Here is a 24,331-nt window from a genome sequence, read left to right on the forward strand (position 1 = left end):
CCCCGTCAGCTTTCCAGCAGGAGCCGCTGGGCGCGCGGCGCGAGCGTATGTTCCAGGACCAGCGAGGCGGCGCCGATGGCGCCCACGTCCTCCCCCACCCCTGTACCCACGACTTCGATGGGGTGGATCAGGCGTGCGGCGCTGTTGGCGTCCAGCAGCGGCGGGACCAGTTCGAGGTAGCGCTGCGACAGGCAGGTCCAGAACGGGCCACCGAAGACCACCCGTTCAACATCCAGGGTGTTGGTGACCACCGAGACCGCCCGGGCAACCAGGACGGCGGACTTGTCCAGGATGGCGGCGGCGCCCTCGTCGCCGGCGTAGGCACGGGCGCACAGCTCGGAAAAGCTCTGCTGGATTTCGGCGGCACTTCCGGCCTGGGCCCCCTCCAGGACTCCCGCTGCCACAGCTTCCGCCACCAGGACCTGCGGTATGCAGGATGACTTCACGCAGCCGCGCTGGCCGCAATCGCAGGGCGGTCCGTCCGGGTCCACGATGATGTGGCCGATCTCGCCGGCGTTGCCGGATGTGCCGCGGACCACCTCATCGTTCAGGACGATCCCGCAGCCGATGCCGGTCCCCATGTACATGAACACGAAACTGCCGGCGCCGCTGGGGCCGCCCGCCCATGTTTCCGCCACGGCGGCGCTGGTGACGTCCTTGTCCACCAGCACGGAATAGCCGGTGGCCTTGGCCAGCGCGTTCCGCAGTTCCACCCTGTCCCATCCGGGAAGCAGTGGCGGGTCCACCACGGTGCCGTGGTCCAGGTCGATGGGACCTGGAGCGGCCACTCCGAGTCCTGCGATGCGGGCATGGTCCACGCCGGAATCCTCCACGAGCTGGGCCAGCTCCGCGGCGATGGTGGCGATCACGGCGGCGGGATCGTTTCCGCCCGGGGTCTTGATCCGGGAGTGCCGCACCACGGCTCCCACGAGGTCAAGCACCACGAATGTGGTCACGGCCGGGTCCAGGTGGACACCGAGGGCGTACATGCCGCCGGGGTTCAGGCGCAGGATGGTGCGGGGCTTGCCGGGGCCGCTGCCCTCCTTGCCGGCTTCGACGATCAGGTTCTGGTCCAGCAGGCGGCGGGATATGTTCGAGATGGTCTGCGGCGACAGGCCAACGATCTGGGCGAGTTCCACCCGGCTCAGTCCCCCGGAGGTCCTGCGGATTGCGTCGAGGATGACCGTGAGGTTGAAGTCCCCCATCCTGGGCAAGTTGGTTCCGCGCCTCGGAGAGGATTGGCGGATCTCAGACACGGTGTCCCCTAAACGTCTTCGGCTACCTGGCGGTGGTGATGCTTTGAATCGTACGTTACGCGTCCGCCACCGCCCACATGTCCTGCCAGCGGCGCGGCGGATGTCGTGGCCGGTGAGGGGATGGAAGGGGTCAGTGGGACCTGCGGGTGCTGCGGGTGACGGTGAACTTCGGGTTACGGCCCTCCACCGCGGTGGGCCCGGCGGACCGCTCCAGGGCGGGCAGGTAGTCCAGGTGCCGGTTGTACACCGTCCACAGCTCGCCCCCGGAGCCAGGACCCGTCCCGCGGCTTCGATCATCTTCACCCCGGCGCCGGCGTGCACCCCGGCACCAACATGGAACGGCGGGTTCAGGAGTACGGCGTCCACCGAGCCGTCCGCGAAGGTGCTGAGCGCATCGTCCTGCAGCACCGTGATCCGGTTCCCAAGACCATTCAGGCGGGCGGTGGCCAGGGCGGACTGGACGGCCGCCGCGGACTGGTCGGTTGCCGTCACCGCGGCCTCCGGGAACTGCCTGGCATACATTGCGGCGAGGATACCGGTGCCGCATCCGAGGTCGACGGCGTGGCGTGCCGGCTTCATGGCGGGCAGGAACGTCAGCAGGAAGCGCGTGCCGATGTCCAGCCTGGCGCCGGCGAAGACAGCGCCGTGCGCGGCGACGTCCAGGTCCAGTTCCGCAAGGTGTTCAACCACCGGAAAACGCGGGGATGCGGCGGCGGTTTTGGGACCGGCCGCGAGGAGGATCCGCGATTTTTGCCGCGCCAGCTGCGGCTGCACGGACACGAAATACCGTTCAAGGACGGCGTTCATGCCCAGTGACATGTGCTTCACCCGCCCACCTGCGAGCAGCCGGACATCCGGTGCGGCGTACCTGGCAACGGCGGCAGCGATCTCCTCAAGCTCGGCGAGGGTCTTGGGGAGTTGCAGCAGGACGGTGTCCGCTCCGGCCAGCAGTTCGGGCCCCAGGGGCAGCTGCATGAAACTGGACCCGGCGCTGTCTGCCGGAAGCCCGGCAGCCTCCCGCCTCGCTGACAGTTCGGCCGCGTTCAGCCGCAGGGCCCGCTCCCCGGTGACCAGGTCCTGGTGCACGCGAAGCGACGCCGGAGCCAAGGTCTCGGCGGTGCCGAGAGTGAGTGCTCCGTAGCGGTCTCCAATAACCGCCACGCCACCGCCCGCCCGTCCCAGGGCGACAGCTGTTTCCAGCAAGAGCCGGTCGGTGGCATCCCAGGCCTGCAGGTTGGGGGCTTCCACATCAGGCCGCCGTCGCAGCCCGTCGAAGATGTCCGCCAGGGTGTTTGCTGCCACCGGTGTGCTGCCGCCTTCTGTCGCCTCTGCCGGCCCCGGGACCCGGGGCATCACCCCCACGTTACCGGTTCCGCCGCCGTCACCGTCGCCATCGCCGGCAGCTTCAGGATCGCTGCCACTGCTGCCCGTCCGGCACGGTTGGCGCCGATGGTGGACGACGACGGGCCGTACCCGACCAGGTGGACGCGCGGCTCGGCCGCCACCTGCGTTCCGTCCATGGCGATCCCGCCGCCCGGTCCCCGCAGCTGGAGCGGCGCCAGGTGTTCCAGTTCCGCCCTGAACCCTGTGGCCCACAGGATGACGTCGGCCTTGAGCAGGGTGCCGTCGGCGCGGCGGACCCCCTCGGGTTCAATGGCGGTAAACATGGGCTGCCGGGCCAGCGCGCCCCGTTCCTTCGCTGCACGAAGGGCGCGCGTCCAGATCAGGCCCGTCACCGATACGACGCTTTGCGGTGGGAGCCCCATGCGGACGCGCTCCTCCACGAGTGCCACGGCGTCATGGCCCGCCCTGGCATCAAACGCTTCGTCGCGCCACACCGGCTCCCGGCGCGTGAACCAGCTGGTGGAAGTGACGCGGGAAATCTCCTCCAGCAGCCCCACGGCAGAAATCCCGCCGCCCACCACGATCACGTGCCGGCCGCGGAACTCATCCGCGGACACGTAGTCGGCCACATGCAGTTGCCTGCCGCGGAACGAGGAACGGCCGGGATAGATGGGCCAGAACGGGCGGGTCCACGTGCCCGTGGCGTTGATGAGTGCCTTGGCGCGCCAGTCGCCGTCGGACGTTTCGATCCGCAGCCGCCCGGCCGGATTGCTGTCCTCGCGCCGCACGGCCCGCACCTTCACCGGCCGGTGGACGGCAAGCCCCAGCTCCGCCTCATAGCCGGCGAAATAGCGGGTCAGGAATTCCGAGCTTGGTTCCGCGGGGTCCACCTCCGGCTTGGCGATCCCGGGAAGGTCGCTGATCCCGTTGACGGTGGCCATGCGCAAGCTCTTCCAGCGGTGCCGCCACGCGCCGCCGGGACCTTCCTCGGCGTCGAGCACGGCGAAGCTGAGCCCGCGGCGCTGGAGATGGTACGCCGCCGACAGGCCTGCCTGGCCGGCCCCGATGACCACCACATCGGTTGGGTCAGGAATCACTCCCCCATGATAGTCGCGGAGGGCTGCCGGGCCTTAGGGTGGGCGCATGGACACTGAAGACGCCGGACAGAGCGGAACCGGAGCGCGCGGGCACGCCGCCAGGCTGGAGAAGGCGCTGGGGGTCGTTTTGGGCACCAGCGAAGTCCCGCTGAGGCTGCGGGCATGGGACGGCTCGGAAGCAGGCCCCGCCAACGCACCGGTCCTGGAGTTCAAGTCCCGGAAGGCTTTGCGGCGGATGCTCTGGTCACCGGGGCAGCTTGGCCTGAGCCGGGCGTACGTGGCAGGCGACATCGACGCCCCCGGTGACATCTTCGCAGCCTTCGCTGCGTTGAGTTCGGCCGGGAAGTTCGCCGAGCCCGGACCCTTCCGGCCGCTTTCCGCCAGCGAACTCTGGCTGCTGGTGCGTACCGCGGTCCGGCTGGGCGCTGTTGGACCCAGCCCTGCCCCTCCGCCCGAAGAGGCGCGGATCGCCAGGAAGGGCAGGATGCACTCCCGTGGACGGGATTCGGCTGCCATCTCGCATCACTACGACGTCGGCAACGATTTTTACGCCTTGGTGCTGGGACCCTCAATGGTCTACTCCTGCGCTGTGTGGCCGGACGAAGGCGCCCCTCCCGGCGGCGGCCCGGACAATGGACTGGACTCGGCGCAGGAAGCCAAGCTGGACCTTGTCTGCCGCAAGCTGGGCCTCCAGCCCGGGATGCGGGTCCTCGATGTTGGCTGCGGGTGGGGCAGCTTCGCCCTCCATGCCGCGGCAAGGTACGGCGCCAGGGTGGTGGGCGTGACGCTGTCAATGGAGCAGGCCATCCTGGCACGCAAGCGCGCAGCCGACGCCGGCCTCACCGACAGGGTGGAGATCCGGGTCCAGGACTACCGGGACGTCAACGACGGGCCCTACGATGCCATCAGCTCCATCGGCATGTCCGAGCACGTGGGACGGCCCCAGACCCCTGCCTATGCCGCAGCGCTCTTCGGGCTGCTCCGCCCCGGCGGCCGGCTGCTGAACCATGCCATCTCCTGGAACGCCGGCCCCACCGCCCCTGATCCCGACTCATTCATCCCCCGGTACGTCTTCCCGGACGGCGAGATGATCAGCCTGGGCGAAATGGTGTCCGCCCTGGAGACTGCCCGGTTCGAAGTCCTCGACGTGGAAGCACTGCGCCCCCACTACGCGCTGACCCTCCGGGCGTGGGTCAGGCGGCTGGAGCAGAACTGGGCGGAAGCGGTGCAATTGGCCGGAGAAGGGCGCGCGCGGGTGTGGCGGCTGTACATGGCGGCCAGCGCCATCGGATTCGAAAACGGACTCACTGGAGTCAACCAGGTCCTGGTGCGCCGTCCGGGCGGGGAGGAACCGCCGTTGCGCCGCACAGCCTGGCTGTGACGCAAGCGCCTTCCTGCCAGGACGCAACCTGGCAGGAAGGCGGCTTGGCGACCCCGCGGTCAGGCCCCAGCGCGGTCAGGCCACCGGGGAAGGTCCGCCCGGCTGGGTGAAGTGCTGGGTCTTTTCGATCTGCACCACTTTGGGATCCGTTTCATCGGCGGCGTAGTCCGTGGGGCGGGTAAGGTCTTCGCCGGTCCGGACCTTGAGGGCCCGCATCACCAGGGTCAGCACGGCGGCGACCACCAGGTTCAGCGCGAACGCCGACACGGCAATGTAGACGCTGAAGTCCGTGCCGGGAATGGGGGCCACCGAACCACCAAAGTGTGCCTTGGTCACGGGGTTGACCACGTTGTAGGCGGAGACGGTACCGAAGATGATGCCCACCGCCCAGCCGATCAGCAGGGCCCAGCGGTCGAACCAGCGTGTGTAGAGGCCGGCCACCACTGCGGGGAAGGTCTGCAGGATCCAGATGCCGCCCAGCAGCTGCATGTTGATGGCCGCCGACTGGTCCATGGCGATCACGAAAACCAGGGCGCCCACCTTCACCACCAGGGAGACAATCTTGGACACCTTCGCCTCCGTCTTTGGATCGACGTCCGGGCGGATGAAGTCGCGGTAGATGTTCCGGGTGAACATGTTGGCGGCGGCAATGGACATGATCGCTGCAGGCACCAGGGCCCCGATGGCAATCGCGGCCAGTGCGATCCCGGCGAACCAGGCCGGGAAGTGGTCAAGGAACAGCTGCGGGACCACCAGCTGCGGATTGACCGATCCGTCCAGGTCGATTGGCTTGGTGCCCGCCTTGATGGCCACGAAACCCAGCAGGGCCAGGAATCCGAGCATCAGGGAGTACAGCGGCAGGATGGCGGCATTGCGGCGGATGGTGTTGCGTGCCTTCGAGGCCAGCACCGCGGTCACCGAGTGCGGATACATGAACAGCGCCATGGCCGAGCCCAGCGCCAGCGACCAGTAGGCGGAGTAGTTCGCCGCCCCGGGGACGAAGACACCCGCCGGCTTGCCCGTGGCCTGGTTCACCGCCCCCAGCTTGGTCTGCGCCGCCCCGAAAATGGTGTCCCAGCCGCCGAACTTGATGGGCAGGTAGATCACGGCGACAATCACCGCAAGGTAGATCAGGAGGTCCTTCACGACGGCGATCATCGCCGGGGCGCGCAGGCCCGAGGTGTAGGTGTAGGCGGCCAGGACCACGAAGGCCAGGATCAGCGGCAGGTCGGTCAGCAGCACGTTGCCGGAGCTCCCCAGGCCAAGGACGGTAAGGACTGCTTTGATACCCACCAGCTGCAGCGCAATGTAGGGCATGGTGGCGACGATGCCCGTCACGGCCACGGCCAGGGAGAGCCAGCGGCTGCCATAGCGGCCGCCCACGAAGTCCGCCGAGGTGACGTAGCCGTGGCGGTGCGATACGGACCACAGCCGGCTCATGATGATGAAGATGATCGGATACAGGACGATCGTGTACGGAACCGCGAAGAAGCCGCTTACCGCGCCGGTGGCCCACATGGCTGCCGGCACCGCCACGAAGGTGTACGCGGTGTAGAGGTCCCCGCCCAGGAGGAACCAGGTGATCCAGGTGCCGAAGCCGCGGCCGCCCAGTCCCCACTCGTCCAGGCTGTGCAGCCCTTCCACTTCGGTGCTGCGGCGCCACTTGGCGGCGAGGAAGCCCATCACGGCCACGATGACGAACAGCAGCACCACAATGATCAGGGCAGTCCAGTTGATCTCGCGCGTGTTCATGGCCGGCCACCTCCCAACCCGGCCCCGGCGGAGCCACTGCCTGCCTGGGGCGGGCCACCTGCGCGCGCCTCGGCCCGCCGTCGTCGGTCTTCCTTGGTGACCAGCCAGTACGCACTGCCGGTCAGGATCGCAGAGATTGGCACCCACAGCAGCTGGTACCAGTAGAAGAAGGGCATGCCTGCCAGCCGCGGCGCGTCAAAGGAGTAGAGCTGCGGCATCAATGGGAAAAGGATGGCGGCGGCCAGCAGGATACCGGCGCCGATATAGGGTGCGGGCCTGGCCGGTCCGCGGATAGCGGTGTCCCGGGTCAGGCGCGGTTCATCGGGAAAAGCCCCGCCGTTGCGGTCGTAGCCGTCTGCGTGGGACATCTGTGACCTCCTCGTCAGCCTGTCCCGCGGCCGCCGCTTTGGATGAAAGCTGTCCGGAGGCGGGACGATGTGCCCTCAACCACAGTTGTACCGCGCTTTGACCTGCGCCGGAAGGGTTTCGGCCCAGTATCGGTTGCCGGTGGCAACAAAAAAGGGAACCATCACGGGTGATGGTTCCCTTTCCGTACTGGTGGAGCTGAGGGGACTCGAACCCCTGACCCCCTGCATGCCATGCAGGTGCGCTACCAGCTGCGCCACAGCCCCGTACGTTTGTTTTCCGGTGGAATTCCCCGGAGCAACCTGACCAGAGTAATGCACTTTTCCGCTGGACGCCAATCGGCGGTGATCAGGCGTTTGGGCACCCCGCCACGACGCCTTGACGCGACAAAAAAGTCCGCCGGAACCACATGGTTCCGGCGGACTTTCCGGTGGAGCTGAGGGGACTCGAACCCCTGACCCCCTGCATGCCATGCAGGTGCGCTACCAGCTGCGCCACAGCCCCGGATTGTTGCTGCCCTTGCGAGCTATCTTCAGGGTCTCCCCCGAAGCAACTCAAATATCTTAGAACAGCATTTCCGAAAATTCCAAATTGGGAATATTCGCCGCCAGGCGTGGCCTACTCGCTGTCGGAAACAGCGCCGGCTTTGGCTGACGCGTCATCACCGAGCTCCAGGTCGACGACGGGGCAATCCTTCCAGAGACGCTCAAGGGCGTAGAACACGCGGTCCTCCTCGTGCTGGACGTGGATCACGACGTCGGCGTAGTCCAACAGGACCCAGCGGCCGCCGGACCGGCCCTCGCGGCGCACCGGCCGCAGGTCCTGCTTGGCGAGCTCTTCCTCGATGCCGTCCACGATGGCGTTGACCTGGCGTTCGCTGGGCGCCGAGGCGATGAGGAAGACATCGGCGAGGGCCAAACGTTCGCTGACGTCCATGGCGACGATGTCCTGGGCGATCTTGTCCGCGGCGGCCTTGGCGGCCGTGCGGGCTATAGCGATGGACGATGATGTTGCAGTCACAAGACTCCTTGTTTTGGTTAAGTGTTGGTGCCGGCTGGCAGGTCAGCGGGACATGCCGCTGACGATCAGGATGATCCCGGCGATGAGGGCCAGGATCCCGAAGGCGAGGATGCAGAACTGGAGAATGCGGTTCCGGCGGGCCCTGGTGAGGCCGGCGGTGGCGGCATCCAGGGGATCGAGCCCGTAGGCGGAGCGGGCGGGAACCCGGGGAAGGTCTTCGAAAAGATCCTCCGACTGGTCTTCCGGCCGCGAAACCGGCTTGGGACGGCTGGCGGCTTTGGCAGCCGCCTCGGCGCGGGCGATGACCTGTGAGCGGCCGGTTGCCGCATCCGGGGCTGGCGCTTTGGGCCGTGCGGCGGGCCTCCGTTTTCCAGCGCCCGGTACTTTCGTGCCGGGCACCTTGGTACCGGGCCGGGTGGTCACCGGAACGTGGGAGGTGGCCGGCGGTTTCATGACCGGCCGCTCCACGCCCGGCACCTGGACGAACTCCAGGGGCGTCACCATCGCGAGGTTGCTGGCCGTTGACGGGCCCGCGGTGTCCTTTTGCGCCGGAGCGCTGCCGGGGGCGCCGGCGGGATTGCCGGCCTGCTCGGCAAGTTTCTGCCGGGCCATGGCGCGGCGGTTCAGGACGGCGGCCCGTTCGGCCAACGCAATTTGCTCAGCCAGGATTTCGGGATCCACGGCTTCCGGATCCAGGGAAGCGATGTGCTCCATCTTGGCAATCTGGTTCCTGGCCTGCGCGGCGATGAGTGCGCGCGCTTCCAGGGCCTGTTCCACCGTCATGCCCTCCGGGGCGCCGGCGGGGGCATGGGCAGGGTTGATTGCGTTGGTATTGTCCGCGCCCTCTCCTGCCCCGCCGGTGTCTTTGCCTGGCGTGGCAGGCTTGGGGGTACCTGGCGTGGCCGCCTTGCCCGCACGAGGAGGGGCGGCCGGAACGATGGGGTTGGCGGACGTCAGGGCCTGCTCCTTGAGCTGCTGCAAGCGCAGCTGGCGCCGGGTGGGGGGCCCGCCGGCAGCAAGCTGCCCTTCCTTTTCCTCAAGCTCCTTGATGGTGCGCAGTGCGGCACGGTCGCGGGCGCGGATCTGGGAGGAGCGTTGCATGGCGGCCTGGTCCGACGGCGCCTGGGTGTGGGGTGCCGGGGCGGCTCCCCCTGCGGAACCGGAGGCGGGCGCCGAATCCTGGCCGTCCTGCGCGGGCGCGCTGTCAGCCGGCCGGTTAGCGGCCGGTGGGCGCTGCTCCGTGGCAGGCAAGGTGGCCTGCTGGGCGTCCCTGGCCTTCCGGAGTTCCCGGCGGCTGCGGATTGGGGGCTGTTCCTGACTCATTGAGAACTCATTCAGTACTGGCTGGTTCGCGTGCTTCGGACGGTGCGTCATCCGCGCCTGCCGGTGCCTCCGAGTACAGACCGTACTTGGCGATGTACTGGACCACCCCGTCCGGGACGAGGTACCAGACCGGGCTGTTGGAGGCTACCCGGGCGCGGCAGTCCGTCGACGAGATGGCCATGGCGGGCACTTCCAGGAGGCTGACGTCGTCCCGGCCCATGCCGTCCAGAACGTGCCCGGGCCGGGTCACGCCAACGAAGTGGGCGAGCGACCAGAGTTCGTCGATGTCCTTCCACGACAGGATCTGCGCCAGCGCATCCGCGCCGGTGATGAAGAACAGGTCGGCGTCCGGGCGCTGCGCCCTGAGGTCGCGCAGGGTGTCGATGGTGTACGTGGGACCGGGGCGGTCGACGTCGACACGGCTGACGGTGAACCGTGGATTGGAGGCCGTGGCGATGACGGTCATCAGGTAGCGGTGTTCGGGCTCGCTGACCTGTTTATGGGACTTTTGCCATGGCTGCCCGGTGGGAACGAAGACCACCTCGTCAAGGTCGAACTCCGCTGCGACTTCGCTGGCCGCCACAAGGTGGCCGTGGTGGATGGGATCGAAAGTCCCGCCCATCACGCCCAGCCGCAGCCTCCCCCGGGCCCCATTGCGTTGCAGGTTGTGGGAAATGTTAGTGGCCCTGCCCGCGATCGTGCTTGTTGGGGTGCTGGCGGTGCGGATCCGCGTGCTCATCCGTGGCAGCGTGCCGGTTGCCCAGGTTGTTGTAGGACCAGGCAATGAGCATCAGCACCACCAGGATGCCGAACATGGACACGCCGAAGACCCACGGTTCGGCCCACAGGGGCGCGAGCTCCTCGTGGCCTGATTCGCCTGCAGCGGCGACGGACGTGGCAATCTGCTGGAGCAGCATTTTCTCCCCTTGTTCAAGGATTTACAGGCAGCGGAACCTTCCGCTGCTTTCCGGGTTCTGGTCTATGTTACCGCGTTGCTACCCGCGGACCTGGCCTTCGCCCTGGACGATCCACTTCGTGGTGGTGAGTTCGGTCAGGCCCATGGGACCGCGGGCATGCAGCTTCTGCGTGGAGATGCCAACCTCCGCACCCAGGCCCAGTTCCCCGCCGTCGGTGAACCGGGTGGAGGCGTTGACGATTACGGCAGCGGAGTCAACCTCGGCGATGAAACGCTCGGCGCTGGCGAGGCTGTTGGTGAGGATCGCCTCGGTGTGGCCGGTGGACCAGGTCCGGATGTGCTGGACGGCTTCGTCCAGGCTGTCCACCATTGCCACGGCCAGGTCCAGGTCCATGTACTCCGTTTCCCAGTCCGCGTCCGTCGCCGGTTCGGTTTCGACCGTGGCGGGCAGTGCGGCACTGATGCGCCCGTCCACGTGGAGCCGGACACCGGCGCTGCGAAGGGCGGAGGCGACGGCGGGAAGCACCGTTGAGCCGGAATGGACCAGCAGTGTCTCCACGGTATTGCAGACACTGGGCCGCTGGGTCTTGGCGTTGAGCAGGATCTCCACGGCCATGTTCTCGTCGGCGGACTCATCGATGAAGATGTGGACGTTTCCCTCCCCTGTTTCGATGACCGGCACGGCGGAGTTGGTGACCACGGTCTGGATCAGGTCCCGGCCGCCGCGGGGAATCAGGACATCCACCCTTCCGCGGGCTTTCATCAGGACGGTGGCGCCTGCACGGCCGTACTGGTCCACGGTCTGGACTGCGTCAGCCGGCAGGCCAACGGATTCCAGGGCTTCGCGGAGGATCCGGACCAGCACCTGGTTGGTGGCTTCTGCCGCGCTGCCGCCGCGGAGGATGACGGCATTGCCACTCTTGAGGGCAAGTCCTGCGATGTCAACAGTGACATTGGGCCGTGCCTCGTAGATGGCAGCAACCACCCCCATGGGCACATTGACCTGGCGGAGGCGCAGCCCGTTGGGGAGGGTCTGCCCGCGCACCACGTTGCCCACGGGGTCCGGAAGGCCGGCCAGGTTTTCCAGGGCCGCCACCAGCCCGGCGACGCGGGATTCGGTGAGGGTGAGCCGGTCCAGGAGGGCAGCGGAGGTCCCGTTGGCCTTGCCCCGCTGCACATCCATGGCGTTGGCAGCGAGGATGGCCGGGACATTCTCCTGCAGGGCGGCGCCCACGGCGCGGAGGGCACGGTCTTTCCAGGCCCGGTTGGCGGTGGCCATCCGGCGGGCGGCCAGGCGGGCGCGGTCGGTGATGGCGTGGACGGCCGACTCCACCCCGGCAGCGGACAAGGGTGCCTCGGCCGATTCCGGTTCCGCTGCGGGAACCGGCTGCTCCTGCGCAGCGGTGGTTCCGGAATGTTCAGCAGCGTGGATCAGGGCGTCAGTCATGATCCAAGTTTAGGCGAGGAGGCAGCTCAGACCAGCACCAGGTCATCAACATGAACAACTTCACGGTTGTAGCCGCTGCCCATTTCCTCGCCCAGCTCATGCGTTGACCGTCCCAGCATCCGCGGCAGCTCCTCGGAGGAGTAGTTCACCAGGCCGCGGGCAATAATGGTGCCGTCGGCTCCGGCCAGCTCAACGGCGTCGCCGGCTTCAAATTCGCCATGCACGGCGGAGATGCCAGCCGGCAGCAGGGACGTGCGGTGGTGCCGCACAGCGCGGACTGCCCCCTCGTCCAGGACCAGCCGGCCCTGGACCGACGCAACGTGCGCCAGCCACAGGAGGCGGACCGGTTTGCGGGAGCCGTTGACGGCGAACCACGTGCCCACGTCCTCGCCGTTCAAGGCCGCTGCGGCATTGGGTGTGGACGTCACCAAGGCGTGGATTCCCGATCCTGCCGCCATGCCGGCGGCCTCCACTTTGGTCATCATGCCCCCGGTGCCCACGCCCGCCTTGCCCGCCTTGCCAATGGATACGCCCTCGAGGTCGTGGGCGCCGGTGACCAGCGGGATGCGCCTGGCACCCTGGGAAGGTGGGCCGTCATAGAGGGAGTCGACGTCGGACAGCAGCACGAGTGCGTCGGCGCGCACCAGGTGGGCCACCAGGGCGGCCAGCCGGTCGTTGTCGCCGAAGCGGATCTCATGGGTGGCCACGGTGTCGTTTTCGTTGACCACCGGGACTACCCCAAGGTTCAGCAGCCGGTCCATGGCGCGGAGGGCGTTGGTGTGCTGGCTGCGGCGCATCAGGTCCTCGGCGGTCAGCAGGACCTGGCTGACGGTGACCCCATGGGCACCGAAGGCCTGGGTGTACCGGGCCATCAGGAGCCCCTGGCCCACGCTGGCAGCGGCCTGCTGGGTGGCCAGGTCGCGGGGCCGTTTGGCCAGACCAAGCGGCGCCAGGCCTGCGGCGATGGCGCCCGAGGACACCAGGATGATCTCGGCGCCCGCATTGCGCTTGGCCGCCAGGGCGTCAGCGAGGGCGGTCAGTGATTCCTCCGAGATGCCGCCCTTGATGCTGGTCAGCGACGAGGAGCCTACCTTGACCACGATCCGGCGGGCCCCGGCCAGCGCGCTCCTGTCCCCCGCGGGCACGGCGGGTACTGCAGTCATGCCCCTAGAGGTCATCGTCCGCTTCCAGTCCGCTTTCCTTGACGGGCTGGGCGGCACGGCGGCCGCTGACGGACTCGGTCCAGATCCCGGCTTTCCGCTCTGCCTCGAGCTCCGCCCGGGCGGCAGCCTTGGCGTCGCGGCGCTCCTGCTGCTCTTCGCGCTTCTGGCTGCGGGTGGGGCGGTCGCCGATATCGGCGAACCGGACGTCGGTGCCGCGCGGCGACGCCAGGAGCTCAGCCCCTGCCATCATGGTGGGCTCCCAGTCGAACACCACGCCGTCGTCCTCGCCAATGACCACGGTGTCACCGGGCTTGGCGCCCTGCTTGAACAGTTCGGTTTCAACACCGAGCCGGGCGAGCCGGTCCGCCAGGTAGCCGATGGCCTCTTCGTTGGTGAAGTCGGTCTGCTTGACCCAGCGCACGGGCTTTTCGCCCAGGACGCGGAACAGCGGTTCCAGGTTCTTTTCCTCGCGGCGGATCTTGAACCCGGCTTCGTTGACTGCACGCGGCCGCAGCACCGCGGGCTGCACCTTGGGCGGTGCGGCAGCCACCGCATCCCGGGCTGCCTTGACGATCTCCGCCATGGCGAAACCGAGCTGGCGCAGGCCCTCATGGCTGGTGGCGGATACTTCGAACACACGGTAGCCGCGCGACTCGAGTTCCGGACGCACGAATTCCGCCATGTCCTTGCCGTCGGGCAGGTCCACCTTGTTCAGCGCGACCAGCCGTGGGCGGTGGTTCAGGGGAACCACTTCACCGTCCTGGCCGGCATAGCTCATGTCGACGGCGTACTTCTCCAGCTCACCCTCGATGATGGCGAGGTCCGTGAGCGGGTCCCGGTCCGATTCAAGGGTGCCGCAGTCCAGCACGTGGACCAGGGCCGCACAGCGCTCGACGTGGCGGAGGAAGTTGTGGCCCAGGCCCCGCCCCTCACTGGCGCCCTCGATGAGGCCGGGGACGTCGGCGATGGTGAAACGTACGTCGCCGGCCTGCACCACGCCGAGGTTGGGAACCAGGGTGGTGAACGGGTAGTCGGCGATCTTAGGCCGGGCGGCGGACATGGCTGCAATCAAGCTGGACTTGCCCGCTGACGGGAAGCCCACCAGCGCGATGTCGGCAATGCTCTTGAGTTCCAGGACGATGTCCCGGGAATCCCCCTCGATGCCGAGCAGCGCGAAGCCGGGGGCACGGCGCTTCTGTGAGGACAGGGCAGCGTTGCCGAGGCCGCCCAGGCCGCCGGCGGCTGCCACGAACTCGGCGCCTTCCCCCACGAGGTCGGCCAGGACTTCGCCGTCCTTGGTCTTGACCACCGTGCCGTCCGGAACGGGGAGGATCAGGGTCTCGCCGTTCTTGCCGCCGCGCCAGTCGCCCATGCCGGGACCGCCGTTGCTCGCGTGCCGGTGCGGTGCGTGGTGGTAGTCGAGGAGCGTAGTGGTCTGGTGGTCCACGCGCAGGATCACGTCGCCGCCGTTGCCGCCGTTCCCGCCGTCGGGACCGCCGAGTGGCTTGAACTTCTCGCGGTGGACGGAGACGCAACCATGGCCGCCGGTTCCGCCGGATACATGCAGTACTACCCGGTCTACAAAGCTGGCCACGTGGATCTCCTCAGGTGCTGTTTATGGGGCGCCCGGGGACGCCACATCGATTGTAATGCTGTTAAAAGAACAGTGGAGCGGACCCTCAGGCCCGCTCCACCGCTTCAGAACTGGTTGTTACTCTGCAGCTGCAGCAGCAACGATGTTGACTACGCGACGACCGCGGCGGGTGCCGAATTCAACGGCGCCCGGGGTCAGTGCGAACAGGGTGTCGTCACCGCCACGGCCAACGCCGGCGCCGGGGTGGAAGTGGGTGCCACGCTGGCGGACGATGATCTCGCCGGCGGAAACAACCTGGCCGCCGAAGCGCTTGACGCCGAGGTACTGAGCGTTGGAATCGCGACCGTTGCGAGTGGAGCTCGCGCCCTTTTTATGTGCCATCTGAAATGCCTGCCTCTAAATTCTGGGGAATCTGTTGAAATGCCTGAACAGTAACCGGTGGTTACTTGATGCCGGTGATCTTGACCTTGGTCAGTTCCTGGCGGTGACCCTGGCGCTTCTTGTAGCCGGTCTTGTTCTTGAACTTCTGGATGACAATCTTAGGACCACGCAGGTCCTGGAGGATTTCAGCCGTAACAGTTACCTTGGCCAGGTCAGCGGCGGCAGAGGTGACCTTGTCACCATCAACCAGGAGCAGTGCGGGCAGCTCAATGGTGCTGCCGGCTCCACCGGCGACGCGGTTCAGGGTAACGAAGTCTCCAACGGAAACCTTCTCTTGGCGGCCGCCTGCGCGGACAATCGCGTACACCACTTGGGAACTCACTTCTCTCGACGTTTATTACAAAATTTGCGTGCGGAACCGACTCAAAAAGCCAGGGTTCGCGCTGTGCCTCAACGCCGTGGGGTCATAACCCAAGTGTTGGCGTAAGCACCGAAGATCCAGAATACGCTAAATCCATCTACGGCCGCAAATGAGGCTGGTTCCGGCGGCCCGGGTGTGGTAGTAACCACACTCCGACAGGCAGCACCGCAACCATGGACTCCATCATAGCGGCGGCGCTGCCCGGAGGGTTCAGGAATGCAACCTCGGCGCGTCGAAGAATTCCACTTCCAGGCGGCAGGACTGCTTGAACGCAGTCACCATCGCCGCGCGTTCGTGGTCGGAGGCCCTCCGTCCTGCTGCGTCCACGATGGCGATGGCCCGGCGGGTGGCCTCGGCGAAGCCCTCGTCCGCGTAGGTCCGGAGCCAGGCTGCGTAGGCGTGGCCGCCCGGCTCTCCCGAGGCAAGGAACCTGGCGTGCAGCTTTTCCCCGACTTCGGCGTAAAGCCAGAAGCAGGGGAGGACGGCGGCGGCCAGGACGGCGTAGCTTCCCGACGCCGATGCTGCGGTGAGGTGGTCCACGTAGGCCTTGGTGACGGGGCCAAGTCCGCCCTGGGCGGGGCGGGTGCTGAGCCACGAGCGGTGCAGCTCCGACTCCACTTCCAGGCACTGCTGCGATGATCCGGCCCAGAACAGCTGCTCCCCTTCTGACGGGGCCAGGGCACTCGCCCGGGCAAGGACCCGGGAGTAGCCGTTCAGGTACAGGGCATCCTGCGCCAGGTAGTAGGCGAAGTCCTTCTCGGCCAGGTCCCCGGCGGCCAGGCCGTGGATGAAGTCCAGGGCGTAGATGTCCGCCAGGTCATGCTGGGCTTCCGTCCACAGCCGGGCAGCGAAAGCGCCTTCCGCGAGGGCCGGCCGCACATGGTGGAAATGGTGCACGGGTCCGTTTCCCCGGCCCACTTCAAGCTGCTCCGCCTTCTCAAGGGCGCCGGCCAGCCATGGCTTGACCGTTCGGAGCGATGCCTCCCAGTCGCCAAGGCGTGCCTGGACGGTGGCCATCGCGGAGGACAGGGAACAGCCGGTGCCGTGGCTGTTGCGCGTGTCGATGCGGTTTCCCTGCACCTCCACCACTTCCCCTGGCAGGAGGCCCGCCGTATTGACCAGCGCATCCGGGCAGTCCGCACCCGCCAGGTGCCCGCCCTTGACAAGGATGGTGGCGCCGGTGGCATCCGCCAGGCGCCTCCCCTGCTCCAGCGCTGCCGCCCAGCTGTCTGCTGGATCCGCGCCCACCAGCATGGCAAGCTCCGGCAGGTTGGGGGTAATGAGGTGGGCCAGGGGCAAGAGGTCCCGGAGGGCGGCCTCGGCGGACTCTGTCAGCAGCCGGTCGCCGCTGGTGGCCACCATCACCGGGTCCAGGACAACGACGGCGGGACGGACCTTCTCCAGCCAGTGCCGGACAGTGCGGATCACGGCCTCGTCCCCCAGCATGCCGATCTTGACGGCGTCAATGGAGATATCATCGCTGACCGCGTCCAGCTGCTGTGCCAGGAAGGCTGCGGGAGGAACGTGGACTGCCTGTACACCGCACGTGTTCTGCGCCGTCAGCGCCGTGATGGCAGCCATGCCGTAACCGCCGTGGGCGGAAATGCTTTTCAGGTCGGCCTGGATGCCTGCGCCCCCGGACGGGTCGGAGCCGGCGATGGACAGGACCCGCGGGACTTCCCGGCCGGTTGGCAGCCCGGTGCTGGTGGCGGAGGAAGCTGGCAGGGGCATGGAAAGGGTCGAAGACAAGAGACATCCCTTCGCCGGTACTAGCCGGACAGGTTCAACGGGTCTGGATCTCAGCCGGCCTGCTGCGCGGCACCCCGTGTCGGTTCCTACCCTAGCCCGTGTGCCGCACCCGGGAAAAAGGTGACAACGGCCGCCGCAAAAATGGGCCATCCCGCAACGGCAGGAATCCCCGCCCCGCACGGTACCCCCGGTAATCCGGGTGGACCGATGCGCAGGACGGGGATTCCTGGCTGGAAGCTCCTGTGCCTAGAGTTCCGAGGCAGGCACCCCGACGCCGAGGATGATGGGTTCCTCGGCCGCCTTCCGCGGTTCCGGCTGGTCCTTCGCGGGTTCGGGGGCCTTCGCTGCGTGCGAGTGCCCACCGGCATCAGCCTGGACGTTTTCATGGTGCTGGACGGCGGTCTCGTTGGCGGCACCCTGGGCACGGCTGGCGGCCCGGTGGCGCCGGGGCCGGCGCTGCCGGGACTGCTCCAGCGTGTGGTCCGAATAGTCCTTTTCAGGGGACGCCTCAGGAGCGGCACCGGCGCGGGCTCCCGCCGCCCCTGCCCCGGCCGGCTGCTCCGGTGCTGCCTCTTCTGCTGCCTGCAGAGCCTCTGCCTGATTGGCAGGCGCATCCCCCACAGGGGAAGCCGGCTGGCCCAGGTGTGCGAATGCTTCCGCAAGCCGGTCCAGCGTCAGGGCAGGCTTCGGATGCTGTTCCCCGGCGTGCTCCACGAACGGAAGCGGGACTTCCTCGCCGCCGAACGTGAGGACGGCTGCGGGACGTGCCGGGGCATCGGCGTCGTGCTTCTCCTCAACGGGTACCTGCGCGGGCTCCGCGGCCGGCACCTGCCGGGCAGCCGCTACCTCGTCGTCGTGCAGGTGGGCCGCATGGGCGGCAGCGGCGATGTTCGCCAGGGCAAGCCTGGTTGCCTCCGCCTTGGCGTGCCGCTCGGCGTCGGACGGGTCCGGCTGGACGGTGTGGACATGGACGGCAGGTGCCGGGGCAGCCTCGGGCTGCTGGCCGCCGCGTCCCCGCCGCCGCTTGCGTTCGGACCGGACACCGGGCTGGGCGTCGTTCCGCTGCGCTTCCGGGCGGGCCTCCGCACGGGTTTCGGGCCGGTTGTCGGTGCGCTGGACGTGGTGCTCGGCCGCCACCGTGTTGGCCCGGCGGTGCTCCACGGGATCGTCGTGGGTCACGACGCCCCGGCCGGCGCAGGCCTCGCACTGCTCGCCGAACACCTCCAGCAGGCCGGTGCCCATGCGCTTGCGCGTCATCTGGACCAGTCCGAGTGAGGTCACTTCGGCAACCTGGTGCTTGGTCCGGTCGCGGCCCAGGCACTCAACCAGGCGGCGCAGGACCAGGTCGCGGTTGGATTCGAGCACCATGTCGATGAAGTCGATCACGATGATGCCGCCGATGTCGCGCAGCCGCAGCTGGCGCACCACTTCCTCGGCCGCTTCGAGGTTGTTCTTGGTGACGGTTTCCTCGAGGTTGCCGCCGCTGCCGGTGAACTTGCCCGTGTTGACGTCCACCACGGTCATGGCCTCGGTGCGGTCGATCACCAGGGAGCCGCCGGAGGGCAGGAAGACCTTCCGTTCGAGGGCTTTGTGGATCTGTTCGTCGATTCGCCAGGCGGAGAAGATGTCCTGGTCCTTGGTCCACTTCTCGAGCCGGCCCACAAGGTCCGGCGCCACGTAGGTGACGTAGGCCTCGATGGTGTCCCAGGCCTCCTCGCCGGAAACGATGAGCTTGGAGAAGTCCTCGTTGAAGACGTCACGGACCACCTTGATGGTCAGGTCGGGTTCGCCGTAGAGGAGCTCGGGGGCCAGGATCTTGGTGGAGGTGGACTGGCTTTCGATGCCTTCCCACTGGGCGCGCAGCCGGTTGATGTCGTGCGTGAGCTCTTCCTCGGAAGCGCCCTCGGCGGCGGTGCGGACAATGACGCCGGCGTGCTCGGGAAGGCGGTCCTTGAGGATGCGCTTGAGCCGGTTGCGTTCGACGTCGGGCAGCTTCCGGGAGATGCCCGTCATGGAACCGCCGGGGACGTACACCAGGTAGCGGCCGGGCAGGGAGATCTGGCTGGTGAGGCGGGCACCCTTGTGGCCCACCGGGTCCTTGGTGACCTGGACCAGCACGGTGTCGCCGGACTTGAGCGCGTTCTCAATGCGGCGCTGCTTGCCCTCAAGGTTGACGGCTTCCCAGTTGACCTCGCCGGCGTACAGGACGGCGTTGCGGCCGCGCCCGATGTCCACGAACGCCGCTTCCATGGATGGCAGCACGTTCTGGACCTTGCCCAGGTACACGTTGCCGATCAACGAATCCTGCTGGGTCTTGGACACGAAGTGCTCTGCCAGGACGCCGTCTTCGAGGACGCCGATCTGGATTCTGTCATCGCGCTGGCGCACGATCATCTGGCGGTCCACGGATTCGCGGCGGGCCAGGAACTCGGCTTCGGTGATCACCGTGCGGCGGCGGCCGGTGTCGCGGGATTCGCGGCGGCGCTGCTTCTTGGCCTCAAGGCGGGTGGAGCCCTTGACGCTGGTGACCCGGTTGTTGACCGGCGCTTCACTGACCGCGCGCGGCGCACGGACCCTCGTCACGGTATTGGGCGGATCGTCGTCTTCCCCACCGGTCAGCTCAAGGTCCTGGTCACCGCGGCGGCGGCGACGGCGGCGGCGGGACGTCACGCCGTCTTCCACCTGGCCTGCGTTGTCCTCGTCGGACTCGTCCTCAGCATCGGAACCGCTGTCCTCGTTGTCCTCCTCCGCCGCACCACCGATGCGGCTGCGGCCCCTGCGGCCACGGCTGCGGCGACGGCGGCGGCTGGAGGAATCCTCGGCGTCTTCGGATTCTTCTTCCTCAGGCTCCGCGGCGGCCGGCGCTGCGGGCCGGACTACGGTGCTGAGGTCCGGGGCCTGGAAGAGTACTGAGGTGGGGGAAGCGGGTTCCAGGAACAGCGAGCCGAAGGGGCTGGCGGCAGCGGCGGCCTCGCCGTCTTCCGCTGCCGGCGCTTCCGTGGGCTGCTCCGGTGCCGGAGCCCCTTCCGTTGCAGGAACGGCCTCCTGCCCGGCGGGCACGTTCGCCTGCTCCACGTCCTGTTCCGCGATCTGGTCAGCGGCCTCCGGCAGCACTGCCTCCGGGGCTGCGGCGGCAGGTGTTTCACCAGCCGTTCCCGCGGAGTCGGCTGCGGGGGCGGCGGCTGGAGAGGCAGCCTTGCGGGTGGCTACCCGACGGCGGCGGACCGGCTTGGTTTCGGGATCTGCCGTTGCCTCCTGGGCAGGAACGGCAGGGCTGTCGGCCCCGGGGTCCGGAACTGCGGCCGGCGCGTCAACGGTCGCCACTTCGGCAGCACGCTCCGCGTCAGCGGCGAAGGCAGGCAGGGGTTCCGCGGTGTCGGCCTTCTTCCGGGCCCGGGTGCGCCGGGCGGGCGCCTTCTGCGCAGTGCCGGCTTCTTCGGCAGCGGTTGCGTCCACGGTGGTTGCTTCAACCGCGGTTTCTTGACCGGCCGGGTCTCCACCGGGGGCCGAATCGGCATCCGGTGCACTGGTCACGGCATCCGCAGGGGCATGCCCGGTTTTGGGTGCCGCCTTGCGGCGGGTCCGCGGTGCCCTCTTGGGCGCGGCAGCCGCTGCTTCATCGTTAACGGCGAGTTCCTGGTCATTCTCCATACGTGGCAACACTCCTGCCCCTGACGTACCGCCACATCCGGCACCCATTGGGGCACATATTGTCAACACCCGCAGGCATTGACAGAAGTCAAGTGGATACTCCCAGGTTCGCACCGTCGTTGGGGTGCGGCAGCCCGTGGGAGCCGGCGGATGTTCTGAAAACCCGTTGTTCTTCGTGCTACAACCAGGTGCCGCTCAATGGAGTCGCGGGTGTGCCGGAAGAATCCGAAGCCTGCCCTGCTCATCATTGGCGGTCTTGGGAACAAACCACCGGACCGGAGTCCGAATGTGGATCGGCTTCCAGCCACGTTCATTCTCTCATACCCGCGCCGGATCGCAGCGGAAGCGGGCGTTGCTGTTCCTTTGCCTGTGTGGTGGCTCCAGCCGGCGGCGTTACAATCAGGCACAGGAGCACCGGACGAAAAGGACGCCATACCCATGCCCAGCATCTCCCCCGTCAGCGCCCACGAGCAGGAACGGGCCGCCGAGCCGCAGGCCAGCGCCGCCGGAAGCCTTCCGCGGATGGCGCGCAACCGGCCCTTTGGTTGGTTGCTGGTCATCACCGGAATCGTCGGCTGGCTCGCTTCCGGAACCCTGGTCCTGGAAAAACTCGAGGTACTCAAGGACCCCAACCACACCACCGTGTGCGACGTGAATCCGTGGATCTCCTGCGGGCAGGTCATGCAGACCTGGCAAAGTTCCCTCTTCGGCTTCCCCAACATGTTTATCGGCATCGTGGCCTTCGCCATCACCATCACGGTGGGCATGGCCCTGCTGTCCGGAGCGACCTTTGCCCGCTGGTACTGGCTCGGGCTGCAGGCAGGAGTCACGCTCGGCTTCGCGTTCGTCGTCTGGCTGTGGTCCCAGGCCCTGTACTCCATCCACATCCTGTGCCCGTTTTGCATGATCGTCTGGGCGGCCATGATCCCGCTCTTCGTGTGGACCACCATCCGGAACATCAGCGCGGGCGTCATCCCCCTGCCCGCCCGGGCAACCCGCATCCTTGGCGATTCCGGCTGGATCATCACGGCGCTGCTGTATGTTGCCGTCATCGCCACCATCTTTTTTGCGTTCATCCAGGTGTTCGCGGGTACCTCGGGCTTTTAGGCCGCAGACGACAGAAGCCCTTGGTTCCGAAGAACCAAGGGCTTCTTGCTGTTCCGGGGCCGCTCAGCCCTGGAACCAGATCTTGATCTCCCGGTCGGCTGACTCAGTCGAGTCGGAGCCGTGGACCAGGTTCTGCTGCACCTTCAGGCCCCAATCCCGGCCGAAGTCGCCGCGGATGGTGCCGGGGGCCGCCGTCGTGGGGTCCGTGGTGCCCGCCAGGGAGCGGAAGCCTTCGATGACACGGTGGCCTTCGAAAATGGCCGCCACCACGGGGCCGCTGAGCATGAATTCCACCAGGGGCTCGTAGAACGGCTTGCCCACGTGCTCCTCGTAGTGCTGCTCCAGGAGCTCACGGGTGGCGTCAACCTTCTTCAGCTCAACAAGGCTGTAGCCCTTGGCTTCGATGCGGGCCAGGATGGCCCCGGTCAGGTTACGGGCGACGCCGTCGGGCTTGATCAGGACGAGGGTGCGCTCAGTGGTCACAACTGCTCCAATGCGTTGGTGGGGTTTCGGGACAAGTCTACGGGGGCTGGCTTATGGGGTCTGCGGTTGGGCGGGACCCGCGGCCTGGTCGGGGTGCGTGGCTTCCCATTCGGCCTGTTCGCGGGCGCGCTGGGCGGCTTCCCGGTCCAGCCGGATGCCGGTGCGGATGCCGTACCACCAGGCCACCGCAAAGAGGGCGCCCACCAGGAACATGGCCGGCTCGAAAATGCCGGTCAGGATCAGGACGATCTGCAGGACCCATCCAAGGCCGATGCCCCAGGGCTTGTTGAGGACCGCGCAGGCGAAGACCATGACCACGCTGAGGGCAATGCCGACGCCGAGGATCAGGGCGGGCGGGAATTCCCCGCGGCGCAGCCCAAACACCACCAGCGTGGCAAAGAACATGACAAACGCTTCGAGCAGCAGCACGGTGGAGGCGAACATGACCTTGGTGGAACGCCGCTTCCTGGGCATGCCGGGCCGCCACTCGCGCTGCGCTTTTGTCAGTCTGGCCATGGTCATGCCTCCGTTTTTCCGAGCAGGATCCGCGCCTCGGCCACCAGGGTGATCGAGCCTGTGACCAGCACGCCGCCGGAAAGGTCGTCGTTGGCCTCGGCCCGTTCCACAGCCCATTCCAGTGCATCGTCCAGTTTCTCGGCGACGTGGACGTTGTCCTCGCCGAAGCCCAGGTCAATGGCCAGCTCCGCCAGTTCCGCCGCGGGAACGGCGCGCGGGGAGTTGGACTGGGTGAAGCAGTATTCCCCAGCCACGCCCCCCAGGGATTCCTTGAGCTGGCGAAGGATCTCCTCTGCGTCTTTCTCCTTGAGCACTCCCACCACCGGAACCAGCCGGGTGAAGGTGAACGCTTCCTGCAGCGCGGCGGCCGAGGCCTTGATGCCGTCGGGGTTGTGGGCGGCGTCCACGATGATGGTGGGCGCGGTGCGGACCACTTCGAGGCGCCCGGGTGACGTCACCGCGGCGAACCCTTCCTGCAGGACCTCGAAGTCGAGTTCCTTTTCGCCCCCGAAGAATGCTTCCAGGGCTGCCACGGCCACGGCGGCGTTCTGCGCCTGGTGGGCGCCGTGCAGCGGTACCAGCAGGTCCGGGTAGCGGCCGGCGATGCCCTGGATGGTGACCATCTGCCCGCCCACGGCCACTGCCCGTGACTCGACGCCGAACTCAACGCCCTCGAAGCGGAAAGGCACACCCACTTCCTTGGCCTTTTCCAGCAGAACCTGGGCCGCGTCAAGGGGTTGCGCTGCGCTGATGAGGTAGCCGCCGGGCTTGATGATGCCGGCCTTTTCGTAGGCGATGTCCTCGGTGGTGTCGCCCAGCAGGTCCGTGTGGTCCAGCGAAATCGGCGTCACCACCGATACCTGGCCGTCGCCCACGTTGGTGGCGTCGGTGATGCCGCCAAGGCCCACTTCGATGATGGCCACGTTGACGGGCTGGTCGGCGAAGATGGCGAAGCCCAGGATGGTGAGGCACTCGAAGTAGGTCAGGCGGGGCTGGCCCTCGGCTTCCAGTTCGGAGTCCACGATCTGCAGGTAGGGCCTGATCTCGTCCCAGATCCGAACGAACGTCTCATCGGACACGGGGTGGCCGTCGATGCTGATCCGTTCGGTGACCTTGGACAGGTGCGGGCTGGTGTACCGCCCCGTACTCAGGCCATGGGCGCGGAGCACGGATTCGATCATCCGCGAGGTGGAGGTCTTGCCGTTGGTTCCGGTGACGTGGATGATCGGGTACGCCTTGTTGGGCTCGCCGAGCACGTCCATGGCGCGGAACAGCGGAGCCAGCCGGGGTTCCATCTTGTTTTCCGGCGCACGTCCCAGGAGTTCGGCGTAGACGCTTTCCACGGAGAATTCGTCGGTCATGTC

General features: G+C 67.5%; 20 protein-coding genes, 2 tRNA genes, 1 pseudogene and 1 riboswitch. Of the genes and pseudogenes, 2 read left to right on the forward strand and 21 right to left on the reverse strand.

What is annotated here, in order from left to right:
- Positions 1-5 precede the first annotated feature (5 nt).
- From NIBR502770_RS08940 to NIBR502770_RS08950, 3 genes and pseudogenes are all read right to left on the reverse strand, one after another.
- Positions 6-1,205 (reverse strand): ROK family transcriptional regulator, encoded by a 1,200-nt coding sequence (locus tag NIBR502770_RS08940; protein ID WP_141160238.1) that lies wholly within the window; start codon positions 1,203-1,205, stop codon positions 6-8.
- Between the two features lie 181 nt (positions 1,206-1,386).
- Positions 1,387-2,558 (reverse strand): annotated as a pseudogene (locus tag NIBR502770_RS08945) (class I SAM-dependent methyltransferase).
- Positions 2,559-2,608: 50 nt separating this feature from the next.
- Positions 2,609-3,697 carry an FAD-dependent oxidoreductase gene (locus NIBR502770_RS08950; RefSeq protein ID WP_141181713.1) on the reverse strand — a complete coding sequence of 363 codons (1,089 nt, stop codon included), beginning with the start codon at positions 3,695-3,697 and terminating at the stop codon, positions 2,609-2,611.
- Positions 3,698-3,743: 46 nt separating this feature from the next.
- On the opposite strand from NIBR502770_RS08950, the gene NIBR502770_RS08955 reads away from it, so the two are divergent.
- Positions 3,744-5,078 (forward strand): class I SAM-dependent methyltransferase, encoded by a 1,335-nt coding sequence (locus tag NIBR502770_RS08955; protein WP_141181714.1) that lies wholly within the window; start codon positions 3,744-3,746, stop codon positions 5,076-5,078.
- A 75-nt stretch (positions 5,079-5,153) separates the two neighbouring features.
- On the opposite strand, the gene mctP is transcribed toward NIBR502770_RS08955, so the two are convergent.
- From mctP to NIBR502770_RS09030, 15 genes are all read right to left on the reverse strand, one after another.
- A complete protein-coding gene (gene mctP / locus NIBR502770_RS08960; RefSeq protein WP_141181715.1) occupies positions 5,154-6,830 on the reverse strand; it encodes a monocarboxylate uptake permease MctP in 1,677 nt (558 codons plus the stop codon).
- Positions 6,827-7,198, reverse strand: coding sequence for a DUF3311 domain-containing protein (locus tag NIBR502770_RS08965; protein ID WP_141181716.1), 372 nt, complete (start codon positions 7,196-7,198; stop codon positions 6,827-6,829). Before NIBR502770_RS08965 ends, mctP begins: the two co-directional genes overlap by 4 nt.
- Before the next feature lie 188 nt (positions 7,199-7,386).
- Positions 7,387-7,462: transfer RNA gene (locus tag NIBR502770_RS08970), tRNA-Ala, on the reverse strand.
- A gap of 165 nt (positions 7,463-7,627) precedes the next feature.
- A tRNA-Ala gene (locus tag NIBR502770_RS08975) sits at positions 7,628-7,700 on the reverse strand.
- A gap of 114 nt (positions 7,701-7,814) precedes the next feature.
- Positions 7,815-8,216: a ribosome silencing factor gene (rsfS, locus tag NIBR502770_RS08980; RefSeq protein ID WP_141160232.1), complete on the reverse strand. Its 402-nt coding sequence runs from the start codon at positions 8,214-8,216 to the stop codon at positions 7,815-7,817.
- 42 nt (positions 8,217-8,258) lie between these two features.
- Positions 8,259-9,539: a hypothetical protein gene (locus tag NIBR502770_RS08985; protein WP_141181717.1), complete on the reverse strand. Its 1,281-nt coding sequence runs from the start codon at positions 9,537-9,539 to the stop codon at positions 8,259-8,261.
- A gap of 7 nt (positions 9,540-9,546) precedes the next feature.
- Positions 9,547-10,278 (reverse strand): nicotinate-nucleotide adenylyltransferase, encoded by a 732-nt coding sequence (nadD, locus tag NIBR502770_RS08990; RefSeq protein ID WP_371416503.1) that lies wholly within the window; start codon positions 10,276-10,278, stop codon positions 9,547-9,549.
- On the reverse strand, positions 10,217-10,456 hold the full coding sequence (locus NIBR502770_RS08995) for a hypothetical protein (protein ID WP_141160230.1): 240 nt from the start codon (positions 10,454-10,456) through the stop codon (positions 10,217-10,219). Before NIBR502770_RS08995 ends, nadD begins: the two co-directional genes overlap by 62 nt.
- Positions 10,457-10,534: 78 nt before the next feature.
- Positions 10,535-11,902 (reverse strand): glutamate-5-semialdehyde dehydrogenase, encoded by a 1,368-nt coding sequence (locus NIBR502770_RS09000; RefSeq protein ID WP_141181719.1) that lies wholly within the window; start codon positions 11,900-11,902, stop codon positions 10,535-10,537.
- A gap of 26 nt (positions 11,903-11,928) precedes the next feature.
- Complete coding sequence (gene proB, locus NIBR502770_RS09005) at positions 11,929-13,065, reverse strand: glutamate 5-kinase (protein WP_210418933.1); 1,137 nt, start codon at positions 13,063-13,065, stop codon at positions 11,929-11,931.
- A gap of 4 nt (positions 13,066-13,069) precedes the next feature.
- Positions 13,070-14,659, reverse strand: a complete 1,590-nt coding sequence (gene obgE, locus NIBR502770_RS09010) for a GTPase ObgE (protein ID WP_141160227.1) — start codon at positions 14,657-14,659, stop codon at positions 13,070-13,072.
- Positions 14,660-14,776: 117 nt separating this feature from the next.
- Entirely contained in the window at positions 14,777-15,040 is a 264-nt protein-coding gene (gene rpmA, locus NIBR502770_RS09015; protein ID WP_009372867.1) for a 50S ribosomal protein L27, read from the reverse strand.
- A 61-nt stretch (positions 15,041-15,101) separates the two neighbouring features.
- On the reverse strand, positions 15,102-15,410 hold the full coding sequence (rplU, locus tag NIBR502770_RS09020) for a 50S ribosomal protein L21 (RefSeq protein ID WP_003803420.1): 309 nt from the start codon (positions 15,408-15,410) through the stop codon (positions 15,102-15,104).
- A 261-nt stretch (positions 15,411-15,671) separates the two neighbouring features.
- The gene (gene thiD, locus NIBR502770_RS09025; RefSeq protein ID WP_141183373.1) at positions 15,672-17,192 is read right to left on the reverse strand and encodes a bifunctional hydroxymethylpyrimidine kinase/phosphomethylpyrimidine kinase; all 1,521 of its coding nucleotides are present in this window, start codon (positions 17,190-17,192) and stop codon (positions 15,672-15,674) included.
- A gap of 7 nt (positions 17,193-17,199) precedes the next feature.
- Positions 17,200-17,297: riboswitch (TPP riboswitch) on the reverse strand.
- Between the two features lie 159 nt (positions 17,298-17,456).
- Positions 17,457-20,861, reverse strand: a complete 3,405-nt coding sequence (locus tag NIBR502770_RS09030) for an Rne/Rng family ribonuclease (RefSeq protein ID WP_141181721.1) — start codon at positions 20,859-20,861, stop codon at positions 17,457-17,459.
- Positions 20,862-21,299: 438 nt separating this feature from the next.
- Between NIBR502770_RS09030 and NIBR502770_RS09035 the strand changes: the two genes are divergently transcribed.
- The gene (locus NIBR502770_RS09035; RefSeq protein ID WP_141181722.1) at positions 21,300-21,968 is read left to right on the forward strand and encodes a vitamin K epoxide reductase family protein; all 669 of its coding nucleotides are present in this window, start codon (positions 21,300-21,302) and stop codon (positions 21,966-21,968) included.
- 63 nt (positions 21,969-22,031) lie between these two features.
- On the opposite strand, the gene ndk is transcribed toward NIBR502770_RS09035, so the two are convergent.
- The 3 genes from ndk to NIBR502770_RS09050 are packed head-to-tail and all read right to left on the reverse strand — an operon-like array spanning position 22,032 to position 24,328.
- Positions 22,032-22,451, reverse strand: coding sequence for a nucleoside-diphosphate kinase (gene ndk / locus NIBR502770_RS09040; RefSeq protein ID WP_141160224.1), 420 nt, complete (start codon positions 22,449-22,451; stop codon positions 22,032-22,034).
- A gap of 51 nt (positions 22,452-22,502) precedes the next feature.
- Entirely contained in the window at positions 22,503-22,967 is a 465-nt protein-coding gene (locus NIBR502770_RS09045) for a DUF4233 domain-containing protein (protein WP_141161556.1), read from the reverse strand.
- 2 nt (positions 22,968-22,969) lie between these two features.
- Positions 22,970-24,328 carry a folylpolyglutamate synthase/dihydrofolate synthase family protein gene (locus NIBR502770_RS09050; RefSeq protein WP_141160223.1) on the reverse strand — a complete coding sequence of 453 codons (1,359 nt, stop codon included), beginning with the start codon at positions 24,326-24,328 and terminating at the stop codon, positions 22,970-22,972.
- Positions 24,329-24,331: the final 3 nt, after the last annotated feature.

This window comes from Pseudarthrobacter sp. NIBRBAC000502770 (genome assembly GCF_006517815.1).
GTDB classification, from domain to species: domain Bacteria; phylum Actinomycetota; class Actinomycetes; order Actinomycetales; family Micrococcaceae; genus Arthrobacter; species Arthrobacter niigatensis.

Bases quoted from the DNA above. Each gene is read 5' to 3' on its own strand.
- NIBR502770_RS08940 (WP_141160238.1), bottom strand. From the start codon at position 1,205: ATGGGGGACTTCAACCTCACGGTCATCCTCGACGCAATCCGCAGGACC.
- NIBR502770_RS08955 (WP_141181714.1), top strand. From the start codon at position 3,744: ATGGACACTGAAGACGCCGGACAGAGCGGAACCGGAGCGCGCGGGCAC.
- mctP (WP_141181715.1), bottom strand. From the start codon at position 6,830: ATGAACACGCGCGAGATCAACTGGACTGCCCTGATCATTGTGGTGCTG.
- NIBR502770_RS08965 (WP_141181716.1), bottom strand. From the start codon at position 7,198: ATGTCCCACGCAGACGGCTACGACCGCAACGGCGGGGCTTTTCCCGAT.
- NIBR502770_RS08985 (WP_141181717.1), bottom strand. From the start codon at position 9,539: ATGAGTCAGGAACAGCCCCCAATCCGCAGCCGCCGGGAACTCCGGAAG.
- nadD (WP_371416503.1), bottom strand. From the start codon at position 10,278: ATGAGCACGCGGATCCGCACCGCCAGCACCCCAACAAGCACGATCGCG.
- NIBR502770_RS08995 (WP_141160230.1), bottom strand. From the start codon at position 10,456: ATGCTGCTCCAGCAGATTGCCACGTCCGTCGCCGCTGCAGGCGAATCA.
- NIBR502770_RS09000 (WP_141181719.1), bottom strand. From the start codon at position 11,902: ATGACTGACGCCCTGATCCACGCTGCTGAACATTCCGGAACCACCGCT.
- proB (WP_210418933.1), bottom strand. From the start codon at position 13,065: ATGACTGCAGTACCCGCCGTGCCCGCGGGGGACAGGAGCGCGCTGGCC.
- rpmA (WP_009372867.1), bottom strand. From the start codon at position 15,040: ATGGCACATAAAAAGGGCGCGAGCTCCACTCGCAACGGTCGCGATTCC.
- thiD (WP_141183373.1), bottom strand. From the start codon at position 17,192: ATGCCCCTGCCAGCTTCCTCCGCCACCAGCACCGGGCTGCCAACCGGC.
- NIBR502770_RS09030 (WP_141181721.1), bottom strand. From the start codon at position 20,861: ATGGAGAATGACCAGGAACTCGCCGTTAACGATGAAGCAGCGGCTGCC.
- NIBR502770_RS09035 (WP_141181722.1), top strand. From the start codon at position 21,300: ATGCCCAGCATCTCCCCCGTCAGCGCCCACGAGCAGGAACGGGCCGCC.
- NIBR502770_RS09045 (WP_141161556.1), bottom strand. From the start codon at position 22,967: ATGGCCAGACTGACAAAAGCGCAGCGCGAGTGGCGGCCCGGCATGCCC.
- NIBR502770_RS09050 (WP_141160223.1), bottom strand. From the start codon at position 24,328: ATGACCGACGAATTCTCCGTGGAAAGCGTCTACGCCGAACTCCTGGGA.